Source organism: Desulfosporosinus lacus DSM 15449, assembly GCF_900129935.1.
Classification (GTDB): Bacteria; Bacillota; Desulfitobacteriia; order Desulfitobacteriales; family Desulfitobacteriaceae; genus Desulfosporosinus; species Desulfosporosinus lacus.
On the sequence record NZ_FQXJ01000006.1, the window covers coordinates 28747 to 50142 of the forward strand.

Annotated in this window: 18 protein-coding genes and 3 pseudogenes; 6 read left to right on the top strand and 15 right to left on the bottom strand. The window is 45.4% G+C overall.

Annotated features, from left to right (window positions below):
• Positions 1–25: 25 nt before the first annotated feature.
• Entirely contained in the window at positions 26–1498 is a 1473-nt protein-coding gene (locus BUB11_RS09015; protein WP_084110222.1) for a DUF3375 domain-containing protein, read from the bottom strand.
• 272 nt (positions 1499–1770) lie between these two features.
• On the opposite strand from BUB11_RS09015, the gene BUB11_RS09020 reads away from it, so the two are divergent.
• The 3 genes and pseudogenes from BUB11_RS09020 to BUB11_RS26570 form a co-directional block, all read left to right on the top strand.
• A complete protein-coding gene (locus tag BUB11_RS09020) occupies positions 1771–2112 on the top strand; it encodes a nucleotidyltransferase domain-containing protein (RefSeq protein ID WP_073029444.1) in 342 nt (113 codons plus the stop codon).
• Positions 2100–2222, top strand: a complete 123-nt coding sequence (locus BUB11_RS28750) for a hypothetical protein (RefSeq protein ID WP_282433993.1) — start codon at positions 2100–2102, stop codon at positions 2220–2222. Before BUB11_RS09020 ends, BUB11_RS28750 begins: the two co-directional genes overlap by 13 nt.
• Positions 2223–2234: 12 nt before the next feature.
• Positions 2235–2510: pseudogene (locus tag BUB11_RS26570) on the top strand (HEPN domain-containing protein); the annotation flags it as partial.
• 179 nt (positions 2511–2689) lie between these two features.
• On the opposite strand, the gene BUB11_RS09030 reads toward BUB11_RS26570, so the two are convergent.
• Positions 2690–6904, bottom strand: coding sequence for a leucine-rich repeat protein (locus BUB11_RS09030; protein WP_073029445.1), 4215 nt, complete (start codon positions 6902–6904; stop codon positions 2690–2692).
• 280 nt (positions 6905–7184) lie between these two features.
• Between BUB11_RS09030 and BUB11_RS09035 the strand changes: the two are divergent.
• Positions 7185–7517: pseudogene (locus BUB11_RS09035) on the top strand (hypothetical protein); the annotation flags it as partial.
• 125 nt (positions 7518–7642) lie between these two features.
• Here the strand turns inward: BUB11_RS09035 and BUB11_RS09040 are convergent.
• The 7 genes from BUB11_RS09040 to BUB11_RS09070 form a co-directional block, all read right to left on the bottom strand.
• Positions 7643–10228: a winged helix-turn-helix domain-containing protein gene (locus tag BUB11_RS09040; protein WP_073029446.1), complete on the bottom strand. Its 2586-nt coding sequence runs from the start codon at positions 10226–10228 to the stop codon at positions 7643–7645.
• Between the two features lie 200 nt (positions 10229–10428).
• Entirely contained in the window at positions 10429–12234 is a 1806-nt protein-coding gene (locus tag BUB11_RS09045; protein WP_073029447.1) for a M56 family metallopeptidase, read from the bottom strand.
• The gene (locus BUB11_RS09050) at positions 12231–12590 is read right to left on the bottom strand and encodes a BlaI/MecI/CopY family transcriptional regulator (protein ID WP_073029448.1); all 360 of its coding nucleotides are present in this window, start codon (positions 12588–12590) and stop codon (positions 12231–12233) included. Before BUB11_RS09050 ends, BUB11_RS09045 begins: the two co-directional genes overlap by 4 nt.
• Before the next feature lie 181 nt (positions 12591–12771).
• Complete coding sequence (locus BUB11_RS09055; protein ID WP_200797893.1) at positions 12772–13968, bottom strand: TIGR04053 family radical SAM/SPASM domain-containing protein; 1197 nt, start codon at positions 13966–13968, stop codon at positions 12772–12774.
• An 84-nt stretch (positions 13969–14052) separates the two neighbouring features.
• A complete protein-coding gene (locus BUB11_RS09060) occupies positions 14053–14244 on the bottom strand; it encodes a helix-turn-helix transcriptional regulator (RefSeq protein WP_073029450.1) in 192 nt (63 codons plus the stop codon).
• Between the two features lie 3 nt (positions 14245–14247).
• On the bottom strand, positions 14248–14607 hold the full coding sequence (locus BUB11_RS09065; RefSeq protein WP_073029451.1) for a hypothetical protein: 360 nt from the start codon (positions 14605–14607) through the stop codon (positions 14248–14250).
• Between the two features lie 177 nt (positions 14608–14784).
• On the bottom strand, positions 14785–15393 hold the full coding sequence (locus BUB11_RS09070; protein WP_073029452.1) for a hypothetical protein: 609 nt from the start codon (positions 15391–15393) through the stop codon (positions 14785–14787).
• Positions 15394–15562: 169 nt separating this feature from the next.
• On the opposite strand from BUB11_RS09070, the gene BUB11_RS26575 reads away from it, so the two are divergent.
• Together BUB11_RS26575 and BUB11_RS09085 are read left to right on the top strand one after the other, a co-directional pair.
• A complete protein-coding gene (locus tag BUB11_RS26575) occupies positions 15563–16738 on the top strand; it encodes an SEC-C metal-binding domain-containing protein (RefSeq protein ID WP_084110224.1) in 1176 nt (391 codons plus the stop codon).
• A 524-nt stretch (positions 16739–17262) separates the two neighbouring features.
• A complete protein-coding gene (locus tag BUB11_RS09085; RefSeq protein ID WP_073029453.1) occupies positions 17263–17820 on the top strand; it encodes a GNAT family N-acetyltransferase in 558 nt (185 codons plus the stop codon).
• A gap of 156 nt (positions 17821–17976) precedes the next feature.
• Here the strand turns inward: BUB11_RS09085 and BUB11_RS09090 are convergent, their stop codons facing one another.
• The 6 genes and pseudogenes from BUB11_RS09090 to BUB11_RS09115 all read right to left on the bottom strand — a co-directional run bounded on the left by BUB11_RS09090 (position 17977) and on the right by BUB11_RS09115 (position 20954).
• Positions 17977–18381 carry a cobalamin B12-binding domain-containing protein gene (locus tag BUB11_RS09090; RefSeq protein WP_242947501.1) on the bottom strand — a complete coding sequence of 135 codons (405 nt, stop codon included), beginning with the start codon at positions 18379–18381 and terminating at the stop codon, positions 17977–17979.
• Positions 18382–18400: 19 nt separating this feature from the next.
• Positions 18401–19433 (bottom strand): annotated as a pseudogene (locus tag BUB11_RS09095) (acyl-CoA mutase large subunit family protein).
• A 207-nt stretch (positions 19434–19640) separates the two neighbouring features.
• Entirely contained in the window at positions 19641–19856 is a 216-nt protein-coding gene (locus BUB11_RS09100; protein WP_073029455.1) for a hypothetical protein, read from the bottom strand.
• A 67-nt stretch (positions 19857–19923) separates the two neighbouring features.
• Positions 19924–20274 (bottom strand): DUF1048 domain-containing protein, encoded by a 351-nt coding sequence (locus tag BUB11_RS09105; RefSeq protein WP_073029456.1) that lies wholly within the window; start codon positions 20272–20274, stop codon positions 19924–19926.
• Positions 20275–20283: 9 nt separating this feature from the next.
• Positions 20284–20631, bottom strand: a complete 348-nt coding sequence (locus BUB11_RS09110; RefSeq protein WP_073029457.1) for a DUF1048 domain-containing protein — start codon at positions 20629–20631, stop codon at positions 20284–20286.
• On the bottom strand, positions 20631–20954 hold the full coding sequence (locus BUB11_RS09115; protein WP_073029458.1) for a PadR family transcriptional regulator: 324 nt from the start codon (positions 20952–20954) through the stop codon (positions 20631–20633). Before BUB11_RS09115 ends, BUB11_RS09110 begins: the two co-directional genes overlap by 1 nt.
• Between the last annotated feature and the right edge of the window lie 442 nt (positions 20955–21396).

The window sequence follows — 21396 nt, forward strand, 5'->3', positions numbered from 1 at the left end:
TCCTGAATTCCAAGCCGGCAAATTCTTAAACCCGCTGAAATTTTATTTTAGCCAGCTTGGCTACTCGTCTGGTTCCTGTTTCATCCTGCCAGAATACTTCCTCCAATTCGTCGGGATGAAAGGCCGCTTGCGAGCTTTCGCTGGCAATGACCAGATAGGTAATAAGTTCACTCAACCCCAGCTCGAGAGGAAAATGCCCAATAATTTGCGAAAGCGTGATTCTGTCCTGAGATTGCAGCAGGTAGCCAATCCGGTCTTTAAGTTTTTCTTTATCCACATAGACCTGGGAGAACAGCGCTTCCGCCGGAACATCGTCGCTTCCTGCATCCATGATGTCGTCCTTCAGTTCCGGCCGCCGGGGAGGTGAAAATAAAGGCCTGTCTAAAGGAAGGCTGATTTCCGGTTTTACCCCGTCAATTTCCATGGACCAGTCCGAGGGCGGAGTATTGCGGATTGCCACAGCCTTTCCCTCAATTTCCCGCACAAGCTGATTGATCCGGCGTTCTTCCTCCAGGAAGTTCTCATCCACATACCGCCTTAACTGCTGAGACAGAGCAGCTACCGTTTCCTGGACATGGGCCCCGGCATTTACCCAATCATGGTGAATATAGCGAATGTTCCGGATCGGTCCCATTTCCTGCACCGCTTTCATCTGCAAGACTTTATCCAGAGTGCTCTTGAAATCATCTTGATAAGCTGAGGACATCAAAAATTTCCAGAATGCAGCAAAGCTCTTTCCTTGCTCCGATTGGGCAATCCCATCCTGTTTTGCAAAGATTGATTCCAGTAATTCTCCTTTTCCCCGTCCCCAGGTGGCAATCCGTTCCCGCATCCCCCGGTCCAGTTCCCGAAAATTTTGTTCTACTGCCCGGAAGTCGGCCAAAATCTCTCGGGCAGTCGTCATCGCCTGCCAAAAACGCTCCTTGATTTGCGTTTCATCCAGCAGCTCCACCTGTCCCTTCTGCACCCGGATGATCTCCTGTTCAATTTCTGCTTTACGTCGTTCGAGCTCGGCCAAGCGTAACTTTGGATCGGTTTCAGAACGCTCCACAATCTGGTGCAGGAGTTCAAATACTGTGATCAGGCGTGATTCTGTACCGATAAATACCTGTTGTCTTAAACTCAGAAGCCACTCAATGGCTTTCTGGGCCAGGGAGGTTACATCAAAATAAGGCTCGTCCTGTCCCGGGGGATAGAATTTCCGCAGCCAGCCATGTTCATCATTCGCCCAGTCATCCAGATATTCCCTTCCCGAACGGGGAAAAAGGGAGTCAGCGCGCCCCTGATTGAGCAACTCAATAAAGCCCTCCAAGCGGCTGATCAATTCTTGCTCGGCAATCTGCCGCTTATTTTCCGCAATAAATTCTCTATAGAGAAAAGATGCCACAAAAGGAGCCTGAGATGATGTTAACAAACGCCACGCCGGATTTTTCTTGCGCAGTAACTCCAGAAACTCGAATGACATGTGTTCCGAAAACTCAGTTTTTTGTTGTGCCATCGAACGACTTCCTCCGTTTGATTTCCTTCTCTGTTAAAATATAGATTTCGACAGCTTACATCTATTTCCTTTCAAAGGTCAACAATTTTGTACTAGTGAAGAGCATGGATTAAGCAAAAGATATTCGCCATATTCGATAGTGTTCTGCTGATTTATATCACTTCCTGTTTGGAGAAAGAAGATGGTGAGTATGGGACTTAGCAACGAATTGAGCAAAGCGATATTGCATGCTATAATTCAGATAGATTTAACTCTGAGTCGGGAGTGATTCTATGGCATCCCTAACTAAAACAGAACAAACGGCTTTAGACAGAACAATTCAACATATACGCGATGTTTGTAGGGATAACTTAATTTCTGTGATTCTCTACGGTTCCAAAGCCCGAGGGGATTCTCAGCCTGAATCCGATATTGATATTATGATTCTAGTTCGCAATCGCGATAAAGTAGACAGAGATAAACTTTATGATTTTCTTTTACTTGACGATGTGGGTTATGACATTAATATTTCGCTCAATATTTATGAAGGAGAATACTTTAATCAGTTGTCAGCAATGCAGGTACCTTTTGTTAAAAATGTCCTAAAAGAAGGAGAAACATTGTGGACCGTATAGAAACCAAAGATTTGGCCTTTTATCGATTGCAATCTGCTAAAGAACGGTTAGCAGTTGCCGAGGATCTATTTAAGCTGGAACATTACCGGGATTGTTTATCCAAGGCATAATACTCCCTCTTTCAGGCAGCTAGGGCGGCTTTGGCTACATTAGGACTTGATTCGCGGAAACATTCTGGAGTTATAAGTGGGTTTAATATTAATTTTGTGAAGCCCGGAATATTTCCAAAAGAGTACCGAAAGATAATCGCAAGCTCTCAGGACCTGAGATTAGCCAGTGATTATGATGATTTCTATCTTGCTAGTAAACAAGACGCTGAAAAAACTCTTAAAGATGTTCAAATGGTTATAAAAGGTATCGAAGACTATTTAAATTCTTACTATGCCGACCTCCAATGAGACAAAGGCTTCCCTGAGAGAAATCTCGGGGAAGCCTTTGTTGTGATATGCTTATTCTTCCTCATAAAAAGGAAGTTGGTTAATAACTCTACAAATATGTATGAGAAATCTAAATTTTTTTGTAATAAAAAAGCTGCCGCCGAGACCTGTAGACCTTGGCGCAGCTATCATTTTGTATATTATTGACCAGCCAGCTCCCTAAGCTGATCTTCAATGCCCTTCCCCACTACATACTCCCCACCGAAAATAGCCGTTTTACTTAACCCTCCGGCTTCAAGGTAACGGATGACCTGTTCAGGCAAATTAACATCCACGAGAATGATCGGTGCCTTATGTTGTGCGGCATAGACACTACCGGCTAAAGCGTCCGGGTAATTATTGCCGGTAGCGATACAGACGGTCTGAACTCCTGAAGGAGAACCTGATCCGGGGTTATCACTCAAGCTGGGGAAGAAATATTTCGCCACAGCCAGCGATGTGTCATAGCGGTCTTCTCCGCCGATCCTGATGAGATCTTCCGCTGCCAATCCACTGAGCAGCCCAGCCTCTTTTTTCACGTCCTCACCGACTGCTCCCTGCAGCCCGATAATATAGATCTTATCCGGCTTGATGGCAGCAATTTTCTCCTTAACCACATCAGGTATCCCATTCTTCTGCACCAGGAGAATAGGATATCCTCTTTGAGCTGCTATACTGCTCACCGACAAAGCGTCAGGATAGTTCTCCCCGCTGACTAAGACCACCGGGGTGCCGGTCTCAACTTGCAGCTGTTCCGCTATTTTGGCTGAGGTAGCATAGCATTCGTTTCCGGCGAGCCGGATAGTCTGTCTAATGCCAGCATCCCTGAGTCTGTCTGCGAAACTTTGACCGATAACTGCCGTGCCGCCGAGGATATACACCGTACCCCCTGTTTCCAGCTCAGCAGTGAGATAATCCAGAACTTTCTTTTGCGCGGCTTCCGAATCGCCGACTAAAAGAATGGGAGCATTGAGCCGATAGGCCAGGACACTACCTGCCAAAGCATCCGGGTAATTGCCGGCTGTGGCCAGAACGACAGTGGATACCTTGCCAGGATAAGCCGCCCGGGCAATAGCCAGAGCAGTCTCCACCCCATCCACTCCGGCAAGCCGGATAACGGGATCATAGACCACGGCGTAATCGCTGAAATGGGAGGTGCTGAAGACAACGGTTCCGCTGTCCGGATCGTAATGTCCATTCGGTACGGTGACCACACTACCCGACCCATCGATGTACCAGACCACGATATGCTCTGGATTGGCCAGTTCTTCAGGAGTGGGCGTATATGGAATGGCTACAGTGACCGGCGCGTCGGGATTGTTCCACGCAGTCTGCTCTCCGTCCACCGACAGGGTAAACGATATGAGCGGGTGGTTGCCGATGGCTGTTCTGACCGTTTCCGGCAGAGCGGATGAGTCCCCCTGCCCGATGGTGATTTGCGCCTTGCTCCCGTCCACATTCTCAACACCCGTCAGCATATCGGCCGGTACGGTGATGCTGCCAAGACCGGTATGGAGAGTCAGCGCCCCCTGCCCGTCGATTGATGACAAAGACTGAACAGGGATGCCGAAGGAATAGGTATCAATACCGGACATTGGCGGCAACTTGATCACTGAGGTCCCATCCTCTGAGAAAAGATTGCCTATATCTACGACCGCACTGCCGGCAGTTTTATCAACCGTGACCGGCAGAGTAGTTTTTTTCGTGCCGTTTCCTGCCACATCCGTCACTTCCAGATCCGCGGTATAGTTTTGATCATCGGGAGTACTGCCGCCACCACCGGAGGAGCCGCCGCCACCCGACCTGGCTTTTACCGTCACGCTAACGGTCATGTCCAGGGAAACGCCATCCTGATTGTTCACGCCGCTGGGTAGGCTTACGGTTCCGTTCACTGTGAAGGTCTGCTCAGAGCCTGAAGACGGATTATAGGTGCTTGACGCCACATTCCAGGTCACGTCTCCGCTCACTTCTCCCCCATCGGTGACCAGTATCACAGTAGAGGGCAAGCCCAGCGCTGATGCTGTTTTCTCAGTACCGTTGGCTACACCCGTGATGGCTGCCGGTGTCGTTACGCTGATTAAGACTTTGTCCGTGGATACTGCTGCCAGAACCGTCACATTAATGCTCACATCCAAGGAAACACCATCCGGGTTCACCACGCCGCTGGGCAGACTGACTGTTCCATCTACGATGAAAGTCTGTTCAGCGGTATCCGCCGGATCGTAGGAACTGGAAGCTACATCCCAGGTCACGCTTCCGCTCACATTACCCTCAGCGGTAATCAGCGTTACAGCAGCAGGCAGACCCAGGGCCGCAGCCGTTTTCTCCGTACCGTTGGCCACACCTGTGATGGCTACGGGTGTAGTGATACTCAGGAGCGTCTTGCTGATGGTGATGCTCAAGTCCTGTGTATCGCTGCCGGTGATGTTCTCCGCCTTAATGGCAAAATCGAAAGTCCCGCTGGCTGTGGGGACGCCGGAAATAGTGTCACCGCCTGTGAGGGTCAGACCAACCGGCAGATTGCCGCTGACCATGGACCAGGTCATGGGCGTATCCCCTGTTGCTGCCAGGGTTTGACTGTAAGTGTCACCTACCGCTCCCCCCGGGAGAGATGTTGTCGTGATGGTGGGAGCCGTGCCCGCTGTCCATTTGGCGTACAATATGGTATCCTCGTTCACCCTGTCGTTGTCAAAATCCCAACCGTCACTACAATCCTCATCTTTATACCAGCCGCCGAAGAGACAGCCTGCTTGGACCGGGTCGGCGGGTTTAAGGATTTTTTCACCTGCTGCGGCTACAAGATCCGAAACGGGAGAGCCTTCACCCACACTGAAGGAAACCGTATATAAGGAGTGGAACGGAAAGCCCTTGGCCAGGGCATAAGTTTGCGCCGTCGAGGACTCAAACCCGTAGATGCCGTCATTGGCAACAGCCGTATATTTAAAAACATCGTTGCCGAAAGACGGGCCGCTAGCGAGAATAACCGCCTTGCGCAGGTCGGTGCAGAACTGAAAGGCACCGTTGCCGATACTGGTTACGTTAGGGGAAATGGTCACCGCCGGAAGACTGTCGCAACCTAAAAAGGCGAAGTCGCCGATGCTTCGAAGGCTGTCGGGCAAAGCAAGGCCGGTCAGTCTGCCGCAACCATTAAAAGTATAGGGACCGATGATCTCAATACCCTCGGGGATCGTCATCTGTGTCACGCCGACGCAGGCGTTGAAGGCATACGAGCCGATGCTTTGAACACTGTCCGGCAGAGTAATTCGGGTCAGGGACGGGTTGCTGCAGTTGAAAAAAGCACCCTCACCGATCCGCTCTACGCTGTCCGGAATACTGACGGCAGTCAGATGACTGGAATTGAGCAAGGCGTAGTTCCCGATTTCTGTGACGCTGTCCGGAATAGTCAGCGTTCCTGAGCGCCCGGCGGGGTGGCAGATGAGGATGGTTTTAGCGGCATTGTACAGCACGCCCCCCTCACTGGTAAAGGCCGGGTTAGTTCCGGCAACTGTGATGCTGCTCAGCATGTTGCAGCCATTAAGGGCGTCTGCGCCGATGGAGGTCACGCTGGCGGGAATGGTGAGACTTTGCAGGGCCTTGCATTCGGCCAAAATACTGTCCGGTATGGCTGTGAAGCCGGGGTTGTCCGGCAGGTTAATACTGGCAAGATGCCAGCAGGCATTAAAAGCGCCGTTGCCGATGACCGTGACTGAATTTGGCAGGGTTATATTTTCGACTCCGGTGCCCAGGAAAGCCATGCTACCGATGGAGGTCAGATTGGTTAACGACGCGATATTCGTTGTCTTCAGGAGGGTGTCTCCGTTGAACAGTTTTTCCGGCAGAGCGGTAAAACTAGCGTTGTCCGGCAGTCTGACTTCACCCAGCACTGAACAGTTAGCCAAAGCTGAAGCCCCGATGCTTTCCAGCGTATCCGGCAGGGTAATACTCGTCAGCGCCGTGCAATTGTAAAAGGCCGAAGCCCCCATTGTGCGGAGATTGGCGGAAAGAGTCACGGATGTCAGCTTGTTGCACCAGTAGAAGGCGCTGTCCCCCACCCTCGTCACACTGTCGGGCATGACAAAGGTTTTGATATCCGAGGGAAAGAAAAGGGGGCTACTGCTCTTAAAGGCATTGGCTTCAATCGACGTTACAGCCAACGGACCGGAACCGGTCTCCAGGGAAGCCGGAAGGATCAGATCCCCGCCGGAGGGTGTTGTACAGCCTGTGATGCCCAGGGTGCCGTCGTCGAGAATCTTCCACTTCCATATGCCGGTGGTACCGGTACCTCCCGCTGCCTGAACCGCAGCCGGCAGCATCCCCAGGGTCATGATCACAACTAAAATCAGGGCCAGAAATTTCGATTTCCATCGCTGCTTCATCGTTCACTCTCCTACCTTTTTCAAAAATAATCTGTTCCAAGAGGTTAACCTGTTCCTGCCGTTGCCTCAAAAATCAGCTCGACAGAGTTTTCACAGAGTTTACTCTATGGATGGACAGCCTAATTTAAAGAAAATGGTAGCATAGAGCGGCTCGGCGCACATCGTACCAAAGTACTGCAAAAATAGGCATAGATAGATGTACAGCACAAATAGTGGGTCCGAAGTCAGAGCCAATTTTGGAGGTTTTATCGACGACGTAGTTCGCTAAAAGCCACAAGTAGTCAAAAGAAATCGTGATGTCATTGTGGCTCTTTCAAAAGATACTTTAAATGATGCCTTATCCATATATGAATTAACAATAGAGTTTGAACAAGATAAAGACGGTCGATTTGCCGGCAGCATTGAACAAATTCCCGATATAGTTGCGGATGGAGAAACTTTAGAAGAGTTGCGAATGGAGTTAGCTTATCATCTCTTTGAATATGCCAAAGATTACGACGCTGATTTTAACCGTTATTTCAACAGTCCCAATCGCCATTCCCACGCCTACTATATCCTCCGAGTGTTACTGGAAGATAACTTAGAATCAGTATCCGGTATGCTTCATGCCTAGTTGGAGTGATTTAGGATAATAGGTTGTGAAAAGCTTAAGGGGATGCGCACCAGTATTGCGCATCCCCTTTTTTGACGTTATTGACTTTTGCAGCGGTTCATTAAACCCGCCGCTCGATCCGCCGACTACAATAGCCCCAACTCCCGAACCAACTTAAGACATTGGCTGCGGTTTTTCAGCCCCAGCTTGCCATAAATATTGCCGGTATGGGTTTTGACCGTCCGGAGACCGATACCCAAAGTGTCACTGATCTGCTGATTGGTTGCGGCGTTGGCCATCAGCTCCAGGACCTTCCTCTCCTGAACCGTGAGCTGCTCCCATATCTTCCCGGCCTTTCTCCCGGCCACCTGGTCGCAGGCTTCCAAAGTCGGCAGCAGGCTGCCGGGCATCTGTTTCAGCAGGCTGGAGGCCCAAGCCCTGCCTTCGGTCAGGAACTGCTCTTCCGCCGGCTTCCGCCTGGACTTTAGATAAGCCCTGAGGATTTGGGCCATGGGAGAGAGTTCATCCAGATAACTCCGGACATACCCCTCCTTCAGGCCAATGGCGAAGGACTCATCCATATACCTAAACGACGAGAGAGTATGATGATTTCTGAAATCAAGTAAGGCCAGCAGGTTCAGCACCTCCACCCTGCTGTGGCTCCTCCCGTTGTCCCCGGTGAAGGTGAGGAGCCTGTGCAGCAGGAGCCGGGCATCCTGGGTTCGGTTCAGAAAGATCAGTGCTCTGACATAAACGATCAGCTCATATTCCTTGAACCTGCTGAGCTCTGTGAACAGATCCAGCTTGCTGGCCAGAACCCATTCCCGGACCTTTTCCGTATCTCCAATGTCCATTAAAAGCCTGCACCGGTAAGCCTGGAGCAAATAGATCCAGTGAGACTTTCGGTTGTCCGGAAGCAGCTTTGCACATTTCTCCAGGACGCTGAGTGCTCCGGAAATATCTCCTTCAGCCCGCTTCACCCGGGCGATGTCCACCATCGCCGGAACAAGTGCTCCCGGACAATCCGCTTCCTGCCCTTCTTCCATAGCCTTGAGCAGAAAAGGCAGGGCCTCCTCCAGCCGGTTGCTTTCATATAAATATTCTCCGCAGGCCAAGGGCGCGTAGCCCGGATTTTTGCTGATCATTGCCCGGTAGCTTTCGATCATCCTGGCGTATTGGCCGGGGGCTTCCCGGAATAGTCCAACGATACGGTTGATGGGACTGCGGTAAAAGTAAATGTCCCCTGCATTGAAATCGTGGTATTCCGGCATTTTATAATGTCTGCCCCCATCTGTCTCCGCCGCCGCCAGGATCAGCGTCAGAAATTCGCTGCTGCCTTCCCGGACCAGCAGATTGGCCTCAACCATGGTGCATAAAGTACGGCTGTAGCCGCTCCATTCAGGACTGGAGACAGCTTGACGGTCGGCTTGGATAGCCTTCATTCTGTTCAGCCATTGCCGAGACAAGTCGAATCTGCCGTTTTCCGCATAATACAGGACATAAATGACGGCAATCTTAAAGCTGTTCCTGCGGTATCCTTCCGGCAGACGTTCGATCCAGGACAGCAGCCTGCCGAAATCATTCTTATCGATAATGTCGTCACTCTGGTGTTCCATCAGTTCAAAGGCTTCTCCGTAAAAGCCGCCGTTGAGGAAATGTTCAATGGCTTCCGGCATCCGGCCTTGGGCCTGGAACCAGCAGCCTGCTCTTCTGTGCAGGCGGGGTATCTCATAGGGAGCTGTCTCTCTAAGCAGCTTGTGCAGAAAGCTTTTAAACAGGTGGTGGTATTGATAGGTTTGATCCTGCCCGGCTAAAGCGTTCAGGAAGCCGCTTCCCTCACTGATTTCCTTCAACAGGCCTGCACTGCTCACCTCTCCCGTGACTGCCTCACACAAAGCTGGGGAGAGGGTATCCAAAAGGCATGTTTTTAGGGCAAAGGCCCGTCGCTCGGGCATCCAGGTATTAAGAACCTCGTCATGGAGATACTCTTCAATATCCCGGCTGGATTGGGGCAGGGCGGCAAGAGCGTTACCCCCGCCGGCATTTTCCATGGACATGGCCACAGCTACCATGGCCGCGGCCCACCCTTCCGTGTAGCTCTCCACCTTTTTCAGTTCCTCCTCAGGGAGGGTATAGCCCCTGGCCTGGTAAAAACGGGAAATTTCTTCTTCCTGAAAACGCAGATCTTGTTCCCCCAGCCGTTGAGCCTGCCACTTGATCCGCTGCCTGGCCAGATCCAGTTCCGGCTCTCTCCGGCTGATCAAAATCAGGTGCATTTTGGCAGGCAGATAGTCCATCAGATAGGATAGTCCTTTCAGAATCGAGGGCTCGCTGATTTCATGGAGATCATCCAAGACCAGCAAAAAATCTGTTGGAGCCTCCGCCAGGCGGTCGATGAGGATGTTGAGGTGGATATGGGCTTTGACCATTTCCGAGGAGGCCCACACATATTCCGTGTCTTTGGCGATGCCGCCGACTATTTTGTCCAGGGCAGCACAGACATAACGCCAAAAAGTCACGGGCTGATTGTCTCCCCCGTCCAAGGACAGCCAGGCCCAAGTCAGGTCGCATTTACCCAGCCATTCCAGGACGGCGGTGGTTTTTCCGGAACCTGCCGGGGCTGTGACCAGGGTCAGATGGCATTCCAGGACGCGCCGGAATTTCCTTTGCAGTTGTTCTCGGCTGATGATCCTATGATTCACAATCGGTGCCTGAAGTTTGGCTTTCAGCAATGCTTTGCCCCTTTCCGTTCCTGCCTTTGAGCTGATCGATTTATCATACTTCTAATCGTGTCGCGAATAAGAACAATAACACTATAAGTTCCTATTCAAAAAGGCAATCACAGGACCATAATGATGTGGTTCAGCGATTGCTTTTTGCTATACCAATGAAATCAATATTTTCCTTAAAGATTACCTTAATCTTTTCTAAGCTATAACCGGATTAGCGATCCTTTGGGAGCTTTTTGATGCACCCAATCTATACCATTTTCATTCACCAACCTTTGTATATGACCTTTATAGCTGTCATACCAATCTTGGGGGGGTGTTACCGCAGTCTTAATATCCTCGCCGCCAAGAATAGTTCTACATAAGTTCATCATAATCTGTCCCTTTAATCCATTTTGTCCGCCTTTTTTAAACTCGGAGAATAGATAGGTCAGGGCTTTATGATCCATAGCGAGAATGGCATTGTATTCAGTTTCATGTGCCTTGATATAATCCTGTGGATTAGACGAGATTAGTGGAGACGACATGATTGTTGCCAGATATGCCTCAATTTGATCTTTATTTGGACCTTGTGCAGTGATCTTACTTATATCTGGTGGTGCGTTTAGGCGATCTATTAGTTCTATGAGTGTCTTAGTGTTATTGGCGTAGTCGCGAACATCACCATCCAACAACTGGTCTGTATATTCCCTAGTATGAGGGAAAATAGACGTAGAAGTATTAGGACTGTTGGTGATATCCAAGATTGAGCTGTAAATTACATCAACATTGTCCACTAAGCTAAAGAGCATGATGGCATTATGAAAAGCATATGTGTTATTTTGGCCTTCCAACTCACTCACTGTATAATGAATGGTCATACTATAGGGCGTAGCGGATGTCTGAAGCTCTACGCTATTACGTACGACACCAGCGGGCAAGGGCATGGCATCAATGAGTGCAACAACCTTGTTGTTGTCACCTACGTATTGAGTTTTGTTGGCCAATAAGGTCTCCGTTTTAAAGCCTGAGTAAACACCTGTTGCCAACAGGTCATTCTTAGGATTTGCTGTAAGCAGCACAACTAGAACAAATGTAACAATAAGCGTTACTACTACAACCCAAGAAGGAGGTTTCTTGTAGCTTAGAACATTTTTGATCCTTGCTTTCGTGTTGCTTTCTCCAAAGGCAAGTGGACTTCCGGAAATCAACTGACGTTTACCGGTGGCCAGAGCTAACAAAGATTTGCTGTAATTGGCTCTAGTCTCATCGTCGCCGAATAGTTTCAGAACGCTTTCATCGCAGGACATTTCCAGGTCTTTGCTCATCAGAAAAAAGCTAAGCCACATCAACGGATTAAACCAGTGAACTGAGAGGACTAGAAACGCAAATGGCTTGATGAGGTAATCTAGCCGTTTTATATGCACCCTTTCGTGTGCCAGGATATAGGGTAGCTCACTTTGCGAAATATCCGTTGGTATATAAATCTTTGGTTTTATGAACCCGCAGACAAACGGTGTAACGATTCTATCTGTTTCGAAAATCTCATCTCTTACGAGAGTCGATGTTTTAACATTGTTAATGACCTTCAGATAAGAAATTACACTATATATTATAAGCAGAGCGACACCGACCACCCATACTATACTCAAAACAGCCATAACAATCTGCATGGGGTTCACGCTGGCAGTTTGTACCGCCTGAGGCAACGGACTATTGACCACTTTGTTTATGCTATCGACACCAACATCAATACCTGGAGTTTGCATAAGACCCATATTATAAGGCACATAAGCTAAAGCTCCCGTAGTATGCTGCGTTCCCGGTTTAATCACTGTTAAAAAACTAAAGGTGGATGAGAAAGAAACAGGTAAAATAAGTCGTATGAGTACCGCCGACCATAGTGCATATGAAAAAATCCGGGGCATTTTTTTGAGCATTAAACGAGCGATGATAACCCCTATGGCAACAAAGGATGCCGTTATGCTCATGTTGAGGATGGTTGTGAAAACCACTTGTAATGTATTCATTTGATCGACTTCTCAATAATGGTTTTCAGTGCCGCTGCATCTTTGGACGTTAATCGTTTCCCATCTAAGAAAGCGGTCAAAAATTGTGGTAGCGACCCGTTGAAAGCTTTTTCAATCAATGTTTCACTCTCATATTTTTGGACCTCTTCACGTTTTACGAGTGAAGTGACAACCGCATCTTCGTTTCTTAAGATTCCTCTCTCACTTAATTTTCTGAGGACTGTGTAGGTAGTGGACTTTTTCCACCCTAATTTTTCGAGGCAAAGCCGTACCAGCTCTGTAGAATTCACAGGCTCGTTTTCCCAAATGAGAGATACAAATTTATGTTCTGCATCAAATAACTTGTATTTTTCCATAACGGCACCTCCACTAAAGTTTATTGTGATAGACCTTGACTTAAGTTTATTGCAATAAACCTTTTGTGTCAATAGGAAGTTTTGTGACTTATTCTAATTCAATATAAATTCATGACGGAACCCCAATTGATAGATGGAACAAAAAACGCCCACAAAAATCGCAGGCGTTCACAATATAACTCTATTTCTTTCTCATCTTCTCTGGAGTATACACGCAGAATGGCTCTGAGGCCATATAGTTTCCAGTTGCGCCGTAGGCACGTGCTCTTGATCCACCACAAACTTTGTTGTACTCACAGACACCACATTTACCTTCGTACTTATCTGGTGACCGCAAGTCTTTTAAAATAGGGCTTTCGCGGTAGATGTCCCGCAGTCTATTTTCCTTAACGTTACCAACTACTAATGGTAAAAATCCACTGGGTGTAACGTCACCAGTGTGTGATACGAAGATGAAACCATTTCCATCGTTAACCGCTTTTGGTGCTCTTGCCAGACCGTCAATGAACTGAGCCATGTCACGTGTCTTAGTCCCTTCGAACGTGATTTCCTCACCTGTAGTACCCTTTTCCTTAGCACGTTGTTGGAATACAACCCGACGATAGTGCTGACCAGCAGTTGTTTTTATATCATAAGGCGCATTTTTACTTAACTCGTAAAGCCACTTGAATACTTCTTCATGCTGAGCAGCTGTTATGCAATCATCCAGTGATGCACGTCCGGTAGGAATCATCATTAAAATGTACCAAACCGACGTCTTCAACTCTTTCATCAATTCCGCCATTTGCTCAAGTTGGTGTAAGTTTGCTTTGTTAATGCAAGTATTGATTTGGTGAGAAACACCAATTTCATTTAAATACTTAAGTTTCTCGATTGTTAAATCAAAGGTTCCCTCGATTCCACGAAAAGCATCGTGGGTCTTAGCATCTGCACCGTCAATTGAGAAACTCCAACGAGAAATCCCAACGTCTTTGGCCATGTCCATGCGCTCTTTTGTTACTTCAACAGTAGCACTTGGGCTCATGGAAACACGCATTCCTTTTTTAATACCGTAGTCTGCTAATTCAAAAAGGTCTTTTCGAAGCATGCAGTCCCCACCTGTGAAAACTAGCATCGGGTTGTCCATTTCGTAGATTTCATCGATGAGCGCGATACCTTGCTCGTGAGTTAACTCCTCTGGATGCGGATCAGGTTGAGCATCTGCACGACAGTGTTGGCACTTAAGCCCACATGCACGAGTAGTTTCCCAGATTACGATGAACGGGTTCTTATTGTAGTCAACGTTCATTCCTGGGTGCCCACCTGGATGACCACCTTTACCCTGCGGATGTCCTCCCATTCCTTGAGGATGTCCACCCATTTTCATTTTATTTTCCATCTCAAATCACTCGATCCATTTTATTTTCTAAATATAGATTTTACACAGAAATCTGACGAAAGTCCATTGACGGACTTGCCGCAGTTACTCTAATATAAACAATTCTTCTACTGTCGTATCCAATAACCTGGCCATTTTCATAGCCAATTCCAGCGTAGGATTGTATTTATCGTTTTCTATGGCAACTATTGTTTGCCTTGAAACATTTAATAGCACAGCTATGTCTTCTTGTCGCAAACCTTTGTTTTTCCTTAATTGTTTGATTTTATTGTTCATTTTTTAAATTCCAGAAACGATTAACCAAGCGCCAATCGAAACAATAACCGCACTAATAATTGCACCTACTATGATAATTTTCAAAAGTGGATTATCATCTTTATACTCATCATCCTCTTTTACAACTCTTTTTTGCAGCACGAGTTGCGAGAAAATTTGAACCAAACTTGTGGTAACTAATAAAAAACTTGGTGCTGAATTGATAGATGTGTATTGTGTATACGCTTTAAAAGATTCATAGAATGACCACGTTGCTAAAGCCAATAAAACATAAATCAAAGCATTTCGTTGTGCGCTAAGCGCAATATTTTTTTCCATTTCATCCATTTTGTGAAAGCCTAATTTTGAGAAAAATGATTTCATAGTGCACCTCCTAATGTAAAGAGTTCTTTACATTCAGTGTATCATGAAAGCGCAAAATGTCAAGAACCTTTTACATTAGGAATCTTTAGTTTCACAAACGAGGCAAAGATAGAGCAAAAACTCAGTTTACACAAGTTTTTGCTTTGACGCTTATGGTTGACCTACAATGACAGGTAACTAAACTAATTTTATCTGCTTTGTTTCCAGTAAGTCTTCAATTGCGTTGGTTACAGCTAGGCCACCACAACGAAGTAAAAAAGTATAACCTTCATCATCTAGTTTTAATTGTTCACTCAGAGTTTTTAGTGTACCACCTGTAATCGTAAATCTCGCAATTTCTCGTATGATATAACCGGCAAGTAATCTTTTACGGCATTGAGGCGTATGCTCCCAAAGATTATCTATATCTTCTGTTATTTCATCGGTTTTACAGTCTACCTCTTTTTTATTTTCAGCTCCAGTCATCGATATAAACTCTTTTAATTCTTTAGCGAATTTCTCCAAGACTAGTTTTCGTCCTTCTTCATTCTCCCACTTTAATCTGCCTTTTCCACTGGCTAGTTTAAGAGCTTTTTCCAGATTATCCAGGGAAACCAATATATTATGACGAACTTGCAAAGAAGCTAGTGCTAAACAAGCTAATTCATCTTCCATGTAGTTTTTAAAAATAGACACGGTTTCGCATAGAGCTTCCTCTCTGGATAGTCCTTTACTGAGGAACTCTCTGAACTGGTCTTTAATATTTGAAGCGATTTCGTTATCGAAAATGCCATATCCCCAAATCATAACTTACCTCCTTGTAAGAACAATATCTATATTATGCTTAAATTCTCTATAAAATACCAATCAAGATATGAGTATTTATTTCTTAAAAAGGATTTCATTAACGATTATAGAATAAACATGTCTAGGCCAAATTGGTAATGATAGTCTGTAGCCAAAAGGAGTAAAAGTTGTGTCAAAACAAGCAAATCGCGATGACCTGGAAAAAGCCTTTCTTGATGCTTTAAAAGAAATCAACATAGAAAATGCCGCCCAGACAGAACCATTCTATTCTCTTACAGAAATACTCGCGCTTAAAAATATGACTGAGTTGCGCCAGCTCGGAAAAGTGCTCCAAGTTAAATATTACGGCAAGCTCCCCAAGGCGGAACTAATTCCTGCTATCGCTGAAACGCTGAAGAAATCCGATACCCTCCGTAACTGCCTTTATACCCTCAATGAAATAGAGTGGGAATTTTTCCAGAAGGCCGCTGCAAAAAAACACCTGCAAACTGACAAAGTCTATATTGATTCCTATCATATACCACAAAAAATGGGGTTGCTCCAATGCTTCTATCACAAGGACAAGCTGTGGTTCGTCGTACCGAAAGAACTTAGAGCTGCTTTTAGAATAATTTCTGAAACGGACTTCCTTGAGGACAAGCGATTTCGTGACCTCCTAAACAGATTCGCCATTGCCGCTGTTTCGCTATACGGCGTCATCAGCCAGGATGACTTCGTCGAACTTTTCAATAGTCATAATGAGCGACAAACCAACATTGACGAAATGTTTCCACTCTTGCTTAACAATGTTTACAATGATATAGGATATTGCTTTTGGGATGAGTACATAGTTGATGATAGTTTTGAACAAGATGAGTTTGCTGGGGTAAAGAGATTGTTATCAGAGAGAAGCGGTAAACCTAGATATAATCCAAAAAGAGAAGACTTTCTTAAATATTCCGACTGGGAGTATTACGAGGTCACTCCACAGCTTATCACTATAAAACAGCATCTTTCAAAGTTAATTGACGATCTAGATGTAGTTGAGGAAATCCTCGATGAAATTCATGATCTGAGTGCTGCGGAAGCAAGGACACAGAATTTTTTTGATTTGTTGGATTCTGCTGGCGTTGTCTTTGACAATATGGAGCAGGCGGGTGCGATGATGCAACTTATCGTTGATGTACGCAACAATACTCGCTTATGGACCAATTATGGCCATACGCCTAACGAACTTTCTTCACGCAAAAAATCAAACCTACGCTTACTTCCCTCTGTTCAAACTAAGTATAACCAGAAGGTCGGTAGGAACGACCCATGTCCTTGTGGCAGTGGAAGAAAGTATAAGAAATGCTGCGGAAGATAATATGTGCTCATTAGTTATAAGTGCCAAAACTTCATTTCAAGGCAAGTACTCCTTAAGGATTGCTTGCTCTTTTTATATTTAGGTTAAACCTTTCATTCAGTAAGAGTAATTCGAACAGGTTCACTTTCAAGCTTAATGCCTTGAGTTCTGTTTTCATAAACTATAACTGCTTCATACTCGCCATTATATTTTTGGTTCTTACGGATCTCTTTTTCCTGTCTCTTTTTAATTGGGGATAGACTTTACTGAGTCAGATTATAAGTCTCCATATTTATCTTTTCTTGTTAATACCATTAGGTTAACCCCTCTATCTTACTGAGTTGATTCACGTTTGAAAAAACTGGTCTGTTAATCTTCGAATCAAACTTAGTAATACTGTTGTCAGTTATAGCATTTGCTTAGCTGATGTGACTGTAATCTCTAATACTCTGTTTAAACTTAGCCTTCTGTAGGTGAAAAGCGGGTCTTGTGTTTATAATATTATAGTAGGAAATATCGCATACAAATTTTCGAAAGGGCTTAATATGAAGAAAACTGCCAATAATCATGACGCATCCGGATATATTCTAGAGAGCGCTCGCTTAAAGTTTCGCCAAATAACCCACGAAGATTTTGCTTCCCTTAAAGAAATGCTCTCTGACCCCAAGGTCATGTACGCCTGGGAACATACCTTTACTGATGATCAAATTTTTGATTGGATACAAACCCAATTATCCTACTACCGGCAAGACAACGCAGGCTATTTTGCTGCTATTGATAAAACAACCGGGTCATTTGTGGGCCAGATGGGTCTCCATCGCTGTGAATTCAATCAGCAAAGTATTTTTGAAGTTTGTTACATGCTCAAGCACCGGTACTGGCACTATGGCTATGCTTTAGAGGGTGTCCGGGCACTGACAAATTATGCTTTTAGGAAAATGAGTTTACCTGAGGTCTATGCCCAGATCAAAACAAATAACGCCCCTTCCATAGCTGTTGCTGAATCAGCAGGCTTTGAAAAAAAGACAACCTTTATAAAGCATTATAACGGAAAAAACATGGAGCATTTCCTCTACTCCAAAACAAAAGAGTGTCTGCCTTAATACTCAATTCCTTGAGTAGTAGGAAGGAAAACAATAAAGAAGATTCAGCAAACAAGAGATATAGGGAAATAACAATGATCCGTATCTACCCATGAAAGCCCCTCCCTTTTCCTGCCAAGCTCATATAAACACTGCTTTACATCTGTAATGGCTGGATCAGCAGAAAATATTAGCGGCATTTTTTATCACAGTCACTAATTCATCCCTTTTCGTGCCGCTAACGCAAACATCATAAAAACCCATGTCCTTAAGAATTTTAACATCATTCGGCGGAATGACTCCGCCAATGACAAAAGCCATACTTTTATCAATCCCTTTTTGTCTGGCTAATTCCAAAAGGTGTTTGCCTGTACGCAAATGAGCTCCCGATAGTGAGCTGACGCCAATAATTTGGACATCTTCTTCCATGGCTGCTTTCAGGGCATTTTCTGCAGTGGTGTTGCCCATATAGACAACTTCCATCCCTTCTTCTTTTAAAATGGTACTCACGACGATGATTCCCCGATTATGTGTCTCGGGTCCGAGACAACACATTAAAACTTTAATTCTTTTAGCTTCCAATGTTGTCAACCCCTTTCCTTTAAAATACACCCGGCCGTTTCCAAAGGCCAAAAACTTCTTTAAAAATCTTCCATTGTTCACCCACCGTACAACCTGCTCGAGCACAATTCACAGTATATTCCATGACGTTCTTACCCTCTCTGCAAGCTATCCTTAATTCATTAAGGGCTTTTTCAACCTCGGTACTTTCTGTGATCCTCAAGGCGTTGTAATTGTCTGGCCTCACATTCCTCAGGATAATGGAAGGCTTCAAAACCTTCTCCTTCACCACTTTTTTGGTAATTATGACCGACAATTTTAATTTCACCTTTTTCAATTCGCATTTGTTCTTTATACATATAATTGTAGATTTTCCGGCTGAGATAGCCGTTGGCAATAGCTTCCACATAGCCCCCTTGGTTCTCAATCTCTGTGATCTCTGCTAAGATTTTCTCTTCCATCTGATTGGTCAAAGCCTCTACGTAGTAAGAACCTCCCAATGGATCAACAACAGCGGTAACTCCTGTTTCATGTTCAATAATTTGTTGTGTCCGTAAAGAAAGCAGGGATGCTTCCTCAGAAGGAACCGAAATTGCCTCGTCATAGGAATCGACATGCAAAGACTGGACCCCGCCAAGAACAGCAGCCAGCGCCTCAAAAGCCGAGCGAATAGCATTGTTATAGGGTTCTTCCCTGACTAAGCTTATACCGGAAGTTTGGAGATGACATCTCATCCAGGTTGACCGATCCTTCTTAGCATTATACTTATACTTAAGGATTCTGTACCAAAGTCTCCTCATGGCCCGTAGTCTGGAGACCTCCTCGAAGATATCCATCCCTCCGGACCAGAAGAAGGCTAATCTCTCAGCTGCCCAATCCACTTCGTAACCGCGACGAATCATTTCATCCAAGATGGCCATCCCGTGAGTTGATGCTACAGCCATCTCAGTGACGCCGGAGGTCCCAAATTCCCGGAAATTATAACCGTTAATAGTTATGAAATTCCATTTTGGCACATTCTTGCGGATGAATTCAATATTGTCACACTCAGTCAAGCACAGCTCGAAGTTCATTCATAAGAATTCTTAGATTCTCGCTCTCTGTACTTTCATAGCCCATTAAAGGTTCCCCCAATCGTAAGTCTAGAATCCCTGTTAAATTCTAAAATAGCCCCAGTTTGAATCAATGTTTAATTATTCATAATTATCCTTCTTCGGATAAGTTCTTAAACCCTGCAATTTATCAGAACTTTTTACAACATCCTTGGCATTCATATGTTTTCAGATTTCTTCAGGTTTCTGCAAAGCCTGAACTGTGCTGAGTAGGTTCGGTATAGCAAAACTGGAAAATGCCCTGCCATAACCTTGGCTTACGGATACCAAAAGAGATGCCGCTGTCGGCATCTCTTTGTGCTCTATAAATTGTAGTTCAAATGTTGCATCGATGCACCATTTGGCCCTGAGGGGGCTATAGCGCCAATGTGAAAATTTTATCACTGCCTTTCTCCACCTCAAAATCTACACCCTTTAGAACATGAAGCTTCTTGTAACTTTTTCAGACCTTTTACTTTATTTTATTAGTAACCTTTTTCATGGCCTCGTTAACTTCTTGGTCAACAGATTTTTCATAGATGTCAGCGTAAGTTTTTGAATCTTTGATTAGATCGTCGCAGAAAGCCGCTACGTCTCTGCCCGTCACTTCGAGAATGCCTTTCCCCAGCGCCGCGCCCTCTTCAAAAAGGTCGATAATCCCCGAGAGCAAACCCATCCCGTCGGTTAGCTCAACAGGACCCACCTTAAAGAGATATTTTTGAATTTCTTTATAAACAATTTGATAATCTTGCGGGAGCGCTTTGACACGCGCCACGTGGGCTCGCCACTCTTTTTTGCCTTCGATGATATCTTGTATTCTCATTTTATCCTCCTATTTACCTAATTTTTTAGTGATATTATGCCTAAGTTGCTCGCGCCACTTGTCGCGATAAGACTTTGCCCCTTCTTCGCCGGCCAGCACTGAACAGAAGCCTTTGATATCGTCACCTAAAACCTCCTCAACACTCTGACCGTCCGCCGCCGTTGCTTCGAGCATGCCAAGCACACCGTCAAGAATTGGCATGAGGTTGCGACCGGCGAAATCTGAGTGCGGCCAAAGATTGGCATTAATTTTTTCCCATGCCTCTTGATAATCAGCCGGCAATTTTTTAGCACGCGATTCAAAGACCTTCAATTCTTTAGTCATGTCGCTGCCTGTAACTTTTTCCCAAAAATTCATTATATTTCCTCCTTTAACTCGTTAATTTTTGATGATACGAACTCCCATTTTTCCCAGAACTTTCGTAGTTCCTTGCGCCCTGCATCATTTAGCGCGAAAAACTTTCGCGGCGGCCCCATATCGGATGGCTTTTTCGTAATTTCCACCAACTTGTTTTTCTCAAGCCGCACCAGGATGGTATATACTGTCCCATCCACAACATCCGAAAATCCAAGAGCGTTCAGCCGCCGCGTGATCTCGTAACCATAGATTTCCTCGTGGCTGATGATTTCAAGGATACAGCCCTCCAGCACACCTTTCAGCATTTCCGTAAGGTTTTCCAGCGTAATCTCTCCTTGCTATTTTGTGTTACTTGTATTCAGTATCGCTTACTACTGGTATATAGTATCGAAGAATAGTTAGGTCGTCAAGCCGTTATTTTTGAGGAACTAAAATATCTCCTAGGTAATATGTGTAATCATTTCATTTTAATTACATGAACATTACTTGGTATATACTGTTTTGCACAGGAACCGCATTGTCTATGAGAATATGAAAAATCGTTTTCAAAGAATCGGTTCTCTTTGGCGATGGCATATGAGGATAGCATCCTCATATGCCACGGGTATAAAAAAACAGGGTATCTTCGTTAGAAAATACACCCGTTTTTTATCTGCTCACCGGAAATCCAAGATTAACCTCTTTTTATTAATTTCATCTGTAATAAACGTTTTAGAAATGTTCATCGTGTCAATAATCTTCAAAGCGTTTGTACAAAGGTGCCTC